The sequence below is a fragment of the Maribacter hydrothermalis genome (assembly GCF_001913155.1).
In the GTDB taxonomy this organism is placed as follows: domain Bacteria; phylum Bacteroidota; class Bacteroidia; order Flavobacteriales; family Flavobacteriaceae; genus Maribacter; species Maribacter hydrothermalis.
The window spans coordinates 1,202,311-1,217,503 of record NZ_CP018760.1 but is presented as its reverse complement, the minus strand read 5'-3'; the positions used below and the strand labels follow the sequence as shown (position 1 = coordinate 1,217,503).

The 15,193-nt window shown below is 34.8% G+C and carries 7 protein-coding genes; 2 read left to right on the top strand and 5 right to left on the bottom strand.

Annotation, left to right across the window (positions count from 1 at the left end; all coding sequences use genetic code 11):
- Positions 1–43 precede the first annotated feature (43 nt).
- Together BTR34_RS05195 and BTR34_RS05190 are read left to right on the top strand one after the other, a co-directional pair.
- Positions 44–3,073, top strand: coding sequence for an aminotransferase class III-fold pyridoxal phosphate-dependent enzyme (locus BTR34_RS05195; protein ID WP_068487127.1), 3,030 nt, complete (start codon positions 44–46; stop codon positions 3,071–3,073).
- Between the two features lie 21 nt (positions 3,074–3,094).
- Positions 3,095–6,229 (top strand): glycoside hydrolase family 2 TIM barrel-domain containing protein, encoded by a 3,135-nt coding sequence (locus BTR34_RS05190; RefSeq protein WP_068487125.1) that lies wholly within the window; start codon positions 3,095–3,097, stop codon positions 6,227–6,229.
- Between the two features lie 392 nt (positions 6,230–6,621).
- Here BTR34_RS05190 and BTR34_RS18715 read toward each other — a convergent pair whose 3' ends face one another.
- The 5 genes from BTR34_RS18715 to BTR34_RS05165 form a co-directional block, all read right to left on the bottom strand.
- Entirely contained in the window at positions 6,622–6,861 is a 240-nt protein-coding gene (locus BTR34_RS18715) for a hypothetical protein (protein ID WP_157483975.1), read from the bottom strand.
- 327 nt (positions 6,862–7,188) lie between these two features.
- Complete coding sequence (locus BTR34_RS05180) at positions 7,189–8,730, bottom strand: sulfatase family protein (protein WP_068487121.1); 1,542 nt, start codon at positions 8,728–8,730, stop codon at positions 7,189–7,191.
- 181 nt (positions 8,731–8,911) lie between these two features.
- Positions 8,912–10,360: a sulfatase family protein gene (locus BTR34_RS05175; RefSeq protein ID WP_068487119.1), complete on the bottom strand. Its 1,449-nt coding sequence runs from the start codon at positions 10,358–10,360 to the stop codon at positions 8,912–8,914.
- A gap of 19 nt (positions 10,361–10,379) precedes the next feature.
- The gene (locus BTR34_RS05170) at positions 10,380–11,813 is read right to left on the bottom strand and encodes a RagB/SusD family nutrient uptake outer membrane protein (RefSeq protein ID WP_068487117.1); all 1,434 of its coding nucleotides are present in this window, start codon (positions 11,811–11,813) and stop codon (positions 10,380–10,382) included.
- Positions 11,814–11,836: 23 nt separating this feature from the next.
- Positions 11,837–15,175, bottom strand: coding sequence for a TonB-dependent receptor (locus BTR34_RS05165; RefSeq protein WP_068487116.1), 3,339 nt, complete (start codon positions 15,173–15,175; stop codon positions 11,837–11,839).
- Between the last annotated feature and the right edge of the window lie 18 nt (positions 15,176–15,193).

Genomic DNA, 15,193 nt, shown 5'->3' with positions numbered 1-15,193 from the left:
GATTATAAAGGATTAATACAAATAGAGTAAAGAAATATATTAAATGGATTATAATAAGTTGAACATAACCACTATACAAGCTGTAAAAATTGCCTGGAATCTTTTTAGAATTAAAGGTACCGCTAAGGCACTTCCCGGAGAATTGGATTTTAATTTTAAGATAAGTGACGATAACGGTAGTGATTATATTCTCAAAATATCAAGACCTGATGAGAAGGAAAGTTATTTGAATTTTCAGCAAGAAATTTTACAACATTTATCTTTAAACGCCAAAGATTTAATAACCCCAAAAGTAATAACGGATTTTAAAGGTAACTCCATTTCAGAATTTGTAGATGATTATGGACAACTTAGAAAAGTTAGACTCTTGTCTTGGATACAAGGAAGGGTTTGGAGTGGGATAAATCCGCAATTAGATGACCTTAGATATAGTTTAGGCAGGCAATGCGGAAAGTTGACCAAAGCATTACAAGGTTTTATCCATCCAGAAGCAAACCGAGATTTTGAATGGGATGTTGCGCAAGGTGCTTGGACGGAGAAGCATATAGATTTGTTTAAAGATGAGGAAAAGGAAATTCTTACCTATTTTCAGAATACATTCAAAAATGCACAGCCTGCTTATTCAACATTAAGGAAGGCGGTAATGCATAATGATGCCAATGATAATAATATCATTGTTACGGCGAGCCTGGTAGCTCCTAAAGTCGTTTCTGCTATAGACTATGGAGATTCGGTTTATACTCAAATTATTAATGATTTGGCTATAACATGTGCCTATGCTATAATGCACCATAATGACCCTCTACAAGCTGCCTTGCCCATTGTTAAGGGATATCATAAAAACTTTAGCTTAACACCGCAGGAATTGGAGCATTTATATATTTGCATAGCAATGCGTTTGGTGATTTCTGTGACCAAATCGGCCATTAATAAGATTACTGAACCTGATAATTCTTATTTATTAATTAGTGAAGCACCTGCTTGGGAACTTTTGAAAAAATGGCGTAAAGTAAGTGCTGATTATGCATATTATAGTTTTAGGGAAGTGTGTGGTTTTAATAGTCATCCCAAGGAGAAGAAATTTAATATTTGGGCAAGGGGCAAGAACTTAAATTTATCTCAACTTTTTCCAACGCTACAGAAAAATCAAGTTCATCATATTGATCTTAGTGTATCTAGCAAATGGCTTGGGCATGAAAGTGAATTTAATGATTTGGATTTTTTTCAATATAAATTAGATAAACTTCAAAAGCAACATCCTGAAAATATATTGGCCGGGGGATATATGGAACCAAGGTCATTTTATACTGCATCCAGTTTTGAGAAAATAGGCAACCACGGCAGAGAAAATAGAACCATACATTTAGGAGTAGATTTTTGGTTGTCTTCAAATACCCCAGTCCATGCAATATTAAACGGTGAAGTTGTAACATCGGTGTTTGATAATAGTTTTAAAAACTATGGAGGCTTACTCATTTTAAAGCACAACGAGGGTGATCTAATATTTTATACTTTATATGGTCACTTATCTAAAAGTAGTATAACAAAAATTAAAACTGGCGACCAAATAAAAATGGGTGACCATATTGGTAATTTAGGTGAGTCTACTGAAAATGGTAATTGGGCGCCTCATCTTCATTTTCAAGTAATGCTATCAATGTTAGATTACAAATTAGATTTTCCCGGAGTCGCCTACTTTAATCAAAAGCAAGTTTGGCAGGGAATCTGTCCAAATCCGATGTTACTTTTTAAAAACAATGAAATTGAAGTGAAAAGTGAAATTCCTAATGATGAGCTCATTACTTATCGAAAAAATCATTTAGGTAAAAGTTTAAGTTTACAATATAAAGTACCTGTTAAAATGGTGCGCGGATCTGGACAGTACCTTCTAGATCAGTATGGCAGAAAGTATTTAGATACGGTAAACAATGTTGCTCATGTGGGTCACGAGCATTCAGCGGTGGTAAAGGTAGGTCAACAACAAATGGCTTTGATAAATACCAATTCCCGCTATCTACATGACAATATTAACGAACTGGCCCAAGAACTACTTGAAACCATGCCAAAAGAACTTTCTGTGCTTCATTTTGTAAATTCTGGAAGTGAAGCCAATGAGTTGGCAATAAGGATGGTAAAATCCGTAACCAATGAAAAAGATATAATTGCTTCGGAGGTAGGTTATCATGGCAACTCGAATATGTGTATAGATATAAGTTCTTACAAGTTTGATGGTAAAGGAGGAAAAGGAGCCCCGGAACATACCCATATTTTTCCATTGCCAGATTCGTTTCGCGGAAAATATAAAGGAGAAAATACGGGCGAATTGTATGCAAAAGAAGTAAAGAAACAGATTGACATTGTGCAATCTAAGGGTCGTGGAATTGGCGCATTAATAGTTGAACCAATTATAAGCTGTGGAGGGCAAATAGAATTGCCTAAAGGTTTTTTACAAAAGGCGTATCAGTATATTAGAGCAGCAGGCGGACTTTGTATATCAGATGAGGTACAAGTAGGTTGTGGACGATTAGGTAAAACATTTTGGGGTTTTCAATTGCATAACGTAATTCCCGATATTATTACAATTGGCAAGCCTTTAGGAAATGGCCATCCATTAGCGGCAGTGGCCTGCACTCCAGAAGTAGCGGAAAAGTTTGCAAATGGTATGGAATACTTTAACACCTTTGGGGGGAATCCGGTTTCATGTGCAATTGGTGCGGAAGTGCTTAGAACAGTAAAAAGGGAGGGCTTGCAAAACCATGCGCTGAAAATAGGAGAATATCTAAAAACAGAACTACAAAAATTAGCCATTGAATTTCAAATAATTGGTGATGTTAGAGGGCAAGGACTTTTCTTAGGTTTTGAATTGGTAGATTTTGAAAATAACCCGCTTGGTAAACACGCGGATTATTTGGCAAACAGAATGAAAGACCATGGTATTTTACTGAGTACAGACGGACCCGACCATAATGTTATAAAGATAAAGCCACCTATGGTTTTTACTAAAGAAAACGCACAAGAGCTTATTTTTTATCTTAAAAAAATTCTTGCTGAGAACTTTATGACTACCTATTAATTTTTAGAAATATTACTACCAATGAAACTACAATTTTTATTTTTCACTTGCGTCATAACCTTTTTTAGTTTTGGTCAAAAACCATTATTATCAGTCCCCGAGCAAAAAAACCATTTTAATCATCAAATTTTTGAAGAAAATAAATTATCGCCAAGAGCTACTTTTTTTGGTTTTGAATCTAAGGAAATTCTCCAAAAAGAAAATTCTAGTCGTTTCTTTAACTTAAATGGTGATTGGAAATTCAATTTTGTAAAAGACCCTAAGCAAAGACCTTCAGCATTTCAAAATAAAGATTTTGATGATAGTAATTGGGACACTATTCCAGTTCCTGCAAACTGGGAGGTAGAAGGTTATGACCACCCTATTTATTTAGATGAACGGTATCCTTTTGATACAAAATGGCCCAATGTGCCTGAAGATTATAACCCTGTTGGTACGTATCGCAAGGAAATTTTGTTAGCAAAGGAATTCTTGTCTGAGGACGTTATTTTGCATTTTGCCGGTGCTAAATCTGCCATGTATGTGTATATAAATGGTCAATATGTTGGATATTCTCAAGGTAGTAAGACCCCAGCAGAATTTAATATAACTAATTACCTATCCGTAGGTAAAAACCTAATTGCCTTACAATTATTTAGATGGAGTGATGCCAGCTATTTGGAAAGTCAAGATATGTTACGGATGAGCGGTATAGAAAGAGACGTTTATCTGTATACCAGGCCTAAGGTGTTTGTATCCGATTATTATGCCTACACTAATTTAGATGATACCTATGCTAATGGGATATTTAAGGATACTGTTTATATCCAAAACAATGCTGACAAAACGGTAAATAGACTTTTAACTGTAGAATTGATGGATGGGAATCAATCTATTCATAAAACTGAGAATTCAATCGAAATTTCTGCGTTATCCCAAGTTGCTTTTTCTACGGATAAAATCATTGATAATGTAAAGCAATGGTCAGCTGAACAACCTAACTTGTATCAACTGATTATTTCTATGAAAGACCCTAGCAATGAGGAAAATAGTCAGTTTATAAAGCGAAATATCGGTTTTAAAAGAGTAGAGATAATAAATAGTCAAGTCTTAATAAACGGAAAACCTATATATATAAAAGGTGTAGATAGGCATGAAACTGATCCTCTAACTGGTCATGTTGTTTCAAAAGAGTCTATGGAAAAAGATATTATGCTAATGAAGCAAAATAACATTAATGCTGTACGTAGTTCCCATTATCCTAACGATCCTTATTGGTTAGATCTTTGCGACACTTATGGTTTGTATGTAGTGGATGAAGCAAATATAGAAAGCCATCCTTTGGCCATTGACGAGAAAACTCAGATTGGTTATGAAATGAGTTGGTTACCTGCTCATTTGATGCGTACTAAGCGCATGTTTTACAGAGATAGAAACCATGCATCTATATATTCATGGTCTTTGGGTAATGAAGCTGGAGAGGGAGACATTTTCAGAACCACTTACAAATGGCTTAAAGAACATGATAATAATAGAATAGTACAATATGAGCCTGCAGGAAAAGAAGATTATACCGACTTGTACTGCCCAATGTATCCCAAACCCTTAGACTTAATAGAACATGGTGAATCAAATTCGGTCAAACCTTCAATAATTATCGAATATGCCCATGCCATGGGAAATTCAGTTGGTAATCTACAAGACTATTGGAACATCATTGAAAAATATCCTAACCTACAAGGGGGGTATATTTGGGATTGGGTAGACCAAAGTTTAGAATATAGAGATGAGGAAGGTAATGCCTATTTTGCATATGGCCACGACTATCATCCTGATTTACCTACGGATGGAAATTTTTTAAATAATGGTCTTGTGGACCCATTCCGAAACCCTCATCCTCACCTTACAGAGGTGAAAAAGGTCTATGAGCCAGTTCAATTTAGATATTTAGGGAACGGAAGTCTTGAAATTGAGAATAAAAATTTCTTTGTGGATTTTTCAGATAAAGAGTTAACTTTTAAAATCCTGAAGGATGGCATTGAAATAGTACATAGGTCGTTAGGATCATTAAATTTGGCACCACAGGAGACTCGAATAATCCAAGTAGAAAATTTCCCTAGAAGTTTCAGCTCCAATATGGAATATATATTGGAAGTTAGTCTTGTACAGAAAAATGGAACACCTATAATTCCTAAAGGGTTTGAAGTGGCATGGGATCAGTTTATCCTTAAAAAGGGAGTTGGAGATTTTCCTATGAGGAAAATAGAAAAGCCATTAACTATAAACAGTTCTAACGATACTTTTAAAATAAAGAACAAGAACGTAGAATTAGTAATCAATTCTAATTCCGGTGAAATTACATCATGGATTTTTATGAATAAATGGGTGATGGATCAACCCATTAGACCTAATTTTTGGAGACCTCCGACAGATAATGATCTGGGAAATGGAATGGACAAGTGGGCCAAGGTATGGCAAGATGCTACTTACAACTACACAAGTAAATTAATGGCTAAGCCACATCATGTAGCTAATACTGTAAAGTATAGCGTTACATATTCTTTACCTAATGATATAGCAAAAGTTGATGTAGATTACGAAATTTTACAAGACGGGAGTTTAAATATCGATTATCATTTTATACCGGAACAAAAGAATCTTCCAATAATTCCAAGGTTAGGAATGTATTTGACAATACCTTCTAATTTTACAAATGTATCATGGTATGGAAATGGTCCAAATGAGAGTTATTGGGATCGGAAAACGGGCGTTAAAACAGGTGTATATAATGGGAGAATTATTGAGCAATTTCACAGGTATATGAGACCTCAAGAAACTGGAAACAAAACAGAAGTTCGTTGGATGGAAGTTTCTTCGAAAGAAATGAAACTAAAGATTAAAGGCGAAACGATGCTAAATTCTAGTGTGTGGCCATTTAACATGAAAGAAATCGATTTTAAAAGTGAAGATGCTGGGGTTTCCGCTTCTGGATTAGTGCCGATTACGAAGAAACATGGCGCTGATATTAAAATTGGAAAAAACGTGCAATGGAACGTGGATCTTATGCAAATGGGTGTGGGCGGAGATAATTCTTGGGGTCGCCCTGTTCATGAAGAATATACAATTCAACCTAAACAATATAGTTATTCGTTCTCGGTACAACCCATTTTGGAATAGATAGTCCACTTTAAAAATAGTATTAATCATTTGTTCTTAAAAGTTTTTTACATAAAGTGAAGTTTTTTAAATAACTCTAGTCAATACCTAATAGATAATGTGAAAATTAGATCTGTTATATTAACTTATAAATAATAGTAAAAGAATAGGAGTTAAAAAGAAATATTTGCATACGGGGCCTGAATGTGAATCTTATGAATATTATGACTGGAGCTGGAATATTTGTTTTACCAGCCATTATTTCAGATGGCATAGGAGCAGCAAGTAAATTGGTATATGTTTTTTGTGGTATATTGATATCATAGTTTGTGCTTAATTTTTGCAGAAATAGATAGTAAAATAACCGATATAGTTGGTACGTATGCTTATATTAAAGAAATCTTTGATAAATATTATGGTGTAGGTATACCACTACTTTTTTTGGTAGCGACGATATCTGTAGTTTTTTCAGTGGCTATTACCACTTTTGATATTTTAGGATCAATCTTTCTTTTTTTTGTAGGAGGCATGTCAAGTAATATTGCCAAATCATTTATAATTCCGGGAGATTTGCTAGTGCTATTAGCTCCTATTAATTTAACCCTATTTTTTCTTTCGAATTTATCTAAAAATGAATTGGTTGGGATTATCACATTTGTTGTTTTCCTATTTTTAATATTTCTAATTATGAATAAGGTAAAAAGTAATTAGAAGACTAATATTGGTTCAATGATTGAGCAAGCGTATGCAATTAATTGTAGCTGTATATTATAAATTTTACAAGTATAATAAGTTGACCTAAAATAAGTTAAATTTTTTTTAATAAGTAAAATTAAACCTGATAAGTGAGCTTATCAGGTTTTTTTGTTGCTTGTGAAACAAGGTTTTAATATGTTAATTTAGAGATGTGATTGTGACGTAGAATTTTATTTACAGCCTTAAAGAAACACATGTTTAAAGAAGTTTTCAATTCGGTTCGTTTATTCTATCCAGCCTCTTTTATTAGAATTAATATTATCTATTTTTTTATACATTAAACTCCTTAAAGATGCCGCTTCATTTGGATACTTATTAATTAGATTGTGAGATTCATTATCCAATAAAATATCATTCAATTGTGGTTTTCTTTTCATAACGGCTCCCATTCCCATAAATAAAGGAAATGCATTAAAACCACCTTCATGATATTTATAGTTGTCATTTCGAATCCCCGTGATTTCGCCTGAAGCCGCGCTAGTGTAATAAAGAATGTCATTAGGAGATCCAGTACCTTCAATTGCTGGCATTATATTAGTTCCATCAATTATACGATCGGTTGGTAATTTTATATTTAAAAGAGATAATAAAGTAGGGAAAAAATCGATATTCATAGCCATTTCATCTGTGACTAAGCCTTCAGGTAATTTATTTTTCCATTGAACAATTAATGGTACTCGTTGTCCACCTTCATAACTTTCTTGCTTTCGTCCTCTCAAGTTACCTGAACTTCCATTATAGTCTGCTCCGTTATCACTTGTGATAATCACCAAAGTATTCTCTTCAAGTCCGTTAGCTGCCAAGGCATCCATTACAGATTGTACGCTACGATCAAGATCTTCTACAACATCGCCATACAAACCACCAGCAGATTTACCTTCATGTTCTTTTGATGCATAATGTGGCACATGAGGAAATGAGTGGGAAAAATATAAAAAGAACGGTTCGTCTTTATTATTATTTATAAATTTCACGGCTTCTCGGGTATATTTTTCAGTCAATTGTGTTTGGTCTAATCCTGTAATCTTAATAGGGTCTTGCTCATCTGTATGCGATTTACTTCCGCTAACTAACTCAGTCTTATCCTCTTCCTCAATGGTTGCGTTCCTATAAATATGTAAAGGAAGCATATCATTGCTATATCGAACTCCATAATATTCATCGAAACCAAAATCATTGGGTAAGTGTCCATCAATATCACCTAAATGCCATTTTCCTAACATACTTGTTTTGTAACCTGCAGATTTGAAAACTTCGGGTAACAAAATTTCATCCTTAGGTAATTCATTTGCAGAGCCCCTTACTTTTCTGAAATTTCCTATGGTATGACCTTCGGGAAAATAAACGTGATCGCCCGCTCTAGCACGTATTGGTAGTCTACCAGTAAGTAAACCTGCTCTTGAAGGCGTACAGACAGGTGAGCTGGAGTAAAAATTTGTGAACCTAACACCATGTTTTGCAACGGAATCCATTGCTGGGGTTTTTATTAATTTATTACCATAGCTACTTAAATCTCCATAACCTAAATCATCAAATAAAATTATTATTACGTTTGGCTTTTCTGTGTTTTCAACATTAATTGATTCCAAATAAGTTGTTTTTTGTGCTAAATGTTCAGGAGGAGTAGGAGTGTAACTCGCCACCTTTATAGGATACCAAACAAAGGCAGCCAAAAGAACTATAATTATTAAGGACAAAAAAAGATAGCCAAAAATTCTGGATATCATTTTTGTTATTTTTTTAATGGTGTGCCATATTTTTTTCATAACAATTGTTTTTCTAATGAAATTTTAAATCAAAAAGCATGGGGTTATTTGGTATTGTACCAATAATCAATAAAATCAAATAAGGCGTATTGCATAGAACAATACGCCTAGAATTAAACTAACTCTAACAAACTGTCTTTTACTAGTTAATAATTAAAAAGCTGAGTATTATTTTAAAAATTTATCCTCTATCTATTAACAAATCTGGGCCTTTAACCATTTTTGAATTATGCTGTTTAACAACTTTCATAATCTTAGTAATTTCTTCAGGTTGCTTTTTTGCTAAATCATATTGTTCAGATGGATCTTCTTCTATGTTAAATAAAAGTGGCGGATCATGTTCTACACGTGTATTTGGTTTATAACCAGCTTCTGTGATAAAATGAACTTTATAGGCACCAACTCTAACAGCGTAAAGTTCTGGTCCTCTATAATAAAAAACCTCATTTCTGGGACTTTCTTCGTTGCCGAAAAGAACCGGACTCAAATCTACTCCATCCATTTCTCTATCGGTAGGCATTGGTACACCTGCTAGGTTACTAAAGGTGTTAAACAAATCCATTGTCGTCCCTATGCCTGTTACTAATTTAGGTTTAATAGTACCGGGAGACCAAAAAATACCTGGTTCTCTCATTCCACCTTCCCAGGTTGTTCCTTTTCCCTCTCGTAATAACCCTGCACTACCCCCAGAAATACCAGTTGGTAACCAAGGACCGTTGTCTGAAGTGAAAATAACAATCGTGTTTTTATCCAAACCTTCGGCCTCAAGAAGGTTCATTATTTGACCAACTCCATAATCGATTTCTTCTACAACATCGCCGTATAATCCTCTTTTGCTGGTACCTCTAAATTCATCGGATACGAATAATGGAACATGTGGCAAGCTGTGCGCTAAATACATGAAAAATGGACCTTCCTTGTGGTCTTTTATCCATTTTACGGCTTCTTCGGTGTAGCGTTTTGTTAAGGTGTTTTGCTGAGCAGGCCTTTCTACAACTTCGGTACCACGAATAATAGGAACATTAAATTCTTCAGGTGTACGTTCTTCATAAGTATCTGTATATCTGCCAAAATAATCTTCCATGGAAGTAATTTTACCTGTGTGATCCATGTCGTTTGAATAGGGTATACCATAATAATCATCAAAACCATGATTTGTTGGCAGATACTCTTCCTTATGCCCTAAATGCCATTTACCAACCATACCAGTGGCATAGCCTGCAGATTTTAATTGCTCTGCTATCGTAATTTCATTTGCAGGAATTCCATTATGCGAATCAGGAAAAAAGACCCCAACTTTAGAACTGGTAAGCCCATTTCTAACAGGTAATCTTCCTGTCATTAATGCTGCTCTGCTAGGAGTACATACTGCAGCACCTACATAAAAATTTGTCCATTTTTGACCTTCATAGGCCATTCGGTCCAAATTAGGGGTATTAATAGTTGGATGTCCGTAGGAACTTAAATCTCCATACCCCAAATCATCTGCGAAGATCACTACGATATTAGGTTTTACCGGCAATTGCGAGTCTTGACTGTGAAGTGTATAGGAAATGGTGAATAGCCCAAGTATTAATGCCCCTAATATTAAGTTTGAACTTATGGACTCTTTATTTATAATATGTTTCATTACTTAGTTCTTTTTGTGGTTAATAGCCTGTATTCTGTATTAAACCTGGGTTAGCATCTAATTCAACCTGAGGAATAGGAAAAAGTCTATGGTAATCTTGAGCGCTTTTACCTCGACTAACGGCGTCTGAGATGAAAACACCTTGTCTAATCATGTCTTCTCTTCTTTTACCTTCAAAAAATAATTCCCATGCTCGTTCTTGTAACAATGTTTCACGGAGCGATTCTTTTGTGAAACCAGATAAGGTTAAATCATCTATACCGGCCCTGTTTCTTACTTCATTGATTAAATCAATTGCAGGTTGGGTTGGTCCTGATATTTCGTTTAATGCTTCTGCACGACTTAAAAGAATATCGGCATAACGTATGGCAGGTATGTCGTTTCCGGCAGTTGCACCTACTGAACCTGGGTCAAATTCAATTTTGTAAGGAAATGATCGGTCGTTTCCTAAGCCTGGCACAACTTCGCCTGTATTAGTACTTACATACTCAGTTATAATATAATTTTTACGCTGGTCATTTGCATCGAAAGAATTTACAAAATCATCATACAAGTAAGTTCTTGCGGCGAAAACAGTGTTATTAGGATATGGTCTTGGGTAATCTGGAGGAAAAACCAAAGCGTCAATAGCCTGGCTGGCAGTTGGTGATGTACCATCTTTTGGTAAAACCCATATTAATTCATTATTACCTTCATTTGCAATACTAAAAACTTGTCCATAATCTGGTAGAAGTTCATATACACCTAGATCTATGATGTCTTCAGCCATATTAGCTGCATTTTCCCATTGTTTAGTATTTAAATAATATTTACATAAAACGGCCATGGCTGCACCTTTAGATGCACGACCAAGGGCTGGGGCCTGAACCGGTAATGTAGAAATTGCAGTTAGTAATTCTTGTTCAATAAATTCCTGTACTTCACTTTCCGATGCTCTTAATAATAACGGGTCGTCCGTAGATGTTTTATATAATGGTACCGGACCGAATAAATTATAAAGTTCAGAATAGTCCCAACCACGAAGAAAATGTACTTCTGCTTCTGTCAATTGTTTGAATTCTTCAGAAAAGGCTTCGTTATCTAGGTTATCCAAAACAATATTGGCATCTCTTATTGAATTAAAATAAATGGTCCATTGGGCTCTAATATGGTCATGGTTACCGTCCCAAGTAAAGTCTATTTCAGAAATCCATAAGTTTTCAATAGAACCACCTTGCCCCCAAACTTCACCTGTGGTCATAGAAGCTAAATGGTATGAGGACCATGAATCTTGTAGTCCAGGTCTATGTGCATATGCATACGCGGCATTTAAAACTGATTTTATCCCCTTTTCACTCGTGAATAGAGTGGATGGAGCTAGTTCTGAAAAAACTTCTTCATCTAATCGTTTTTCACAAGCAATTATGCCTATGAAAACCAATAGTATTATTGATTTGTTTATATATGATTTCATTATATTTTGTTTTAGTATTGAGATTAAAAATTAGCTGTTAATCCTAATAGATATGTTCTAGCTGTAGGATAACTACTATAATCGACTCTTACATTACTTGAGCCAAGAGAGTTTGATTCTGGGTCGAATCCACCATAATCAGTGACGGTAAATAAATTCTGACCTGTAACATAGACTCTTAAACTATTTAAAAAGTTAATATTGTCTACGGGTACCTTATAGCTTAATTGTACATTTTTTAAGCGAAAGTAAGACGCATCTTCAACTGTCAAAGTATTTACTTTACTTGCACCGTAAGCATTTGGATTTACAGAAGAAGGCCATTTAGCATCTGTGTTCTGTGGTGTCCAACGGTCTGTTATAGTTCGGGATTGACGATTTCTTCTAAAATTTGCAGGATAAAGAGATTCGATTAAATTGATATTAATTAAATCAGCTCCTTCTTGGCCTTGAAAAAACACATCCAATTGAAAGTTTTTATAACTAAATGAGTTTTGTATACCATAAGTAAAGTCAGGAAAAGGACTTCCTATAATGGTTTGGTCGGCAGGGGTTATGGCTCCGTCACCATCACGATCTTCAAAAATAGGATGTCCTGGCTCTGCTATGGGTTGTGCCGAATTTGCTATATCATCACCTTCTTGAAAAATACCGGTTACCACATAGCCATAATAAGAAGCAAGTGGGTCACCTTCTCTAATTATAGCAGTATTACCAACCGCCATTATATTACCAGTTACTATACTCTCTATTCTTCCTAAATCAACTACTTTGTTTTTAACAGCGGAAAAATTAAGTGAAGTGTCCCATTTAAAATCATCTGTAATGATATTGGTTGTGTTGATTAAAACTTCGAATCCTTTGTTTTCAACCTCACCTACATTACTTAAAATGGAAGCATAACCTGAAGCCAATGGAAGTGGTAGGTTAAATAGTAAATCTTTTGTGTTTTTAGAGAAATAATCTAAAGTGGCACTGATTCTTCCATTAAGCATAGCGGCATCTACACCAATATTAAATTGTTCTGTAGTTTCCCATTTTAAATCATTATTTGCTTTACGTGACGGGATAACACTACCTAACACAGAATTACCTAAAACCACATTTGGACCAGATTGAAAAGTTAACTGTGAATTGTAATTACCTATTTCCTGATTTCCCGTTAAACCCCAGCTAGCTCTTAATTTTAATTGGCTGAATAAATCTGGAATAAATTCTTCTTCATTAAGCTTCCAACCAAATGCAAACGAAGGAAAATATCCGAACTTATTATTTTCTCCAAATCTAGATGAGCCATCGGCTCTAATAGATCCTGTTAGTAAAAATTTATCATACAAGTTATAATTAACTCTACCTAAATAAGATAATAATGTGTTCTCTTCGGTACGGCTTCCTAGTTGGTCGGTATTGGTATCCCCTAATTCAAGATTGTTGGTGCCGATATCATCGGAAGGAAATCCACTTATATTACCAAAGAAGTTTTTTAAATTAAACTTTTGATAGGTTACACCGCCCAAAACTGTAATGTTAAGATTTTCATTAAAGGTTTTGTTATAGTTCATGGTATACTCAAAAAGGTAATTTGAGCGTTCCAAAACATTAATATTTGCAATTCCGTTTGCCGCACTACCTCTAATAGTTTGTGTAGAATTGTAAATATCTCTACGCGATGTTTGACGGTCTGTACCAAAATTAAATTTACCTGAAAGTTCATCTGTAAATTCATAATTCAAATAGGCATTACCAAAAGTTCTGTTCGTCTCATTTTGACTTAAAATGCCATTAACAAGTGTAACAGGGTTATTTACGGTAAGATTAGCTGATTGAGAGAAGGTGCCATCTGCATTATAAATTGGTTCAGTAGGGTCATACAAAAGTGATGAGTATATTGGGCCGGCATTTTCGTTGGTCTGTATTCCATCAATATTGTTATTATCCTTAATAAGACTAGTGTTGAAGTTTAATCCAATTTTAGCTTTTTCACCAATATTAGAATCAACATTAATTCTACCAGTGTATTTTTTTATTCCAGAATTCTTAACAACCCCTTCCTGGTCAAAATAATTGAAAGAAGCATAAACAGATGTATTATCGCTTCCTCCACCAACTGAAAGATTATGACTTGTAATAGGAGCTGACCTAAAAACTTGGTCCTGCCAAAAATTTCCGTTACCAATATTGGTTATATCTTGAGCTGAGAATACTGGAGCATTTCCTTGTTCTTGAGAAAGATCATTAATAGCAGTGATATATTCACTTGTTGAAAGAACATCAATTGTCTTGGCAACCGATTGTATTCCACTGTAGACATCATAAGTAACACTCATTTTACCTGATCTACCCTTTTTAGTAGTAATCATAACTACTCCATTAGCCCCTCTAGATCCATATATTGCAGTTGCCGAAGCATCTTTTAATATTTCAATAGATTGTATATCTGCAGGGTTTAGAGAATTCAAGGGGTTATTTGGACTTTGATTATCACTGACCTCTGCCGCATTTCCTGATCCTAAATTTGGGCTATTATCTATTGGAAAACCATCAATTACATAAAGGGGCTCATTACTGGCATTTAAGGAACTTGCTCCTCTAATACGTATAGAAAGACCACCTCCTGGAGCAGAACTAGATTGGTTAATCTGAACACCTGCAGCGCGCCCTAGCATCATTTGGTCTACAGAGGCATTTGCGCCAGGGTTTAAATCTTCTGATTTTAATGAAGATACTGATCCTGTAAGGTCACTTTTTTTCTGTGTTCCATAACCAACTACAACTATTTCATCTAATGCAGCAGCACTTTCTTCTAGAACTATAGTCAATGAGCTTTGCCCATTAATGGGTATCTCTTTAGAGGAAAAACCAATATATGTTACTGATAGAATTGCATCACCACTATTTACGGAAAGCTCAAAGTTTCCATCGAAATCGGTCTGTGTTCCGTTTGTGGTTCCTTTTTCTAGAATATTTGCCCCTGGAAGCGGTTGACCATTTTGATCTTGAACGACCCCGTTGATGGTAAAGTCTTGGGGAGGAATAATGGTTGGAGTATTTTCTTTTTTTACTTCAGATTCAAATAGTATTACTTGCCGATCATCAATACGATAATCAATTCCCTTATTTTTTAAAGTACTATCTAATATAGTTTTTAAGGTTGCACCTTTAATTTTTATAGAGATTTTACCTCTGTTGGCAAGAACATTGTCATTATAAAAAAATATGTATTCACTATTGCTCTGTATTTCTTGAAAGAGAGTTTCAAGAGGAACTTCGTTTACTTCAATATCTAATTTTGTTTGAGAATAGGTGATGTTTGCATACGCAGAACTTAGTCCTATGGCGATGAATAACATAAATGTTCTCATAATTGTGTTGATGACGTG

Bases quoted from the DNA above. Each gene is read 5' to 3' on its own strand.
- BTR34_RS05195 (WP_068487127.1), top strand. From the start codon at position 44: ATGGATTATAATAAGTTGAACATAACCACTATACAAGCTGTAAAAATT.
- BTR34_RS05190 (WP_068487125.1), top strand. From the start codon at position 3,095: ATGAAACTACAATTTTTATTTTTCACTTGCGTCATAACCTTTTTTAGT.
- BTR34_RS05180 (WP_068487121.1), bottom strand. From the start codon at position 8,730: ATGAAAAAAATATGGCACACCATTAAAAAAATAACAAAAATGATATCC.
- BTR34_RS05175 (WP_068487119.1), bottom strand. From the start codon at position 10,360: ATGAAACATATTATAAATAAAGAGTCCATAAGTTCAAACTTAATATTA.
- BTR34_RS05170 (WP_068487117.1), bottom strand. From the start codon at position 11,813: ATGAAATCATATATAAACAAATCAATAATACTATTGGTTTTCATAGGC.
- BTR34_RS05165 (WP_068487116.1), bottom strand. From the start codon at position 15,175: ATGAGAACATTTATGTTATTCATCGCCATAGGACTAAGTTCTGCGTAT.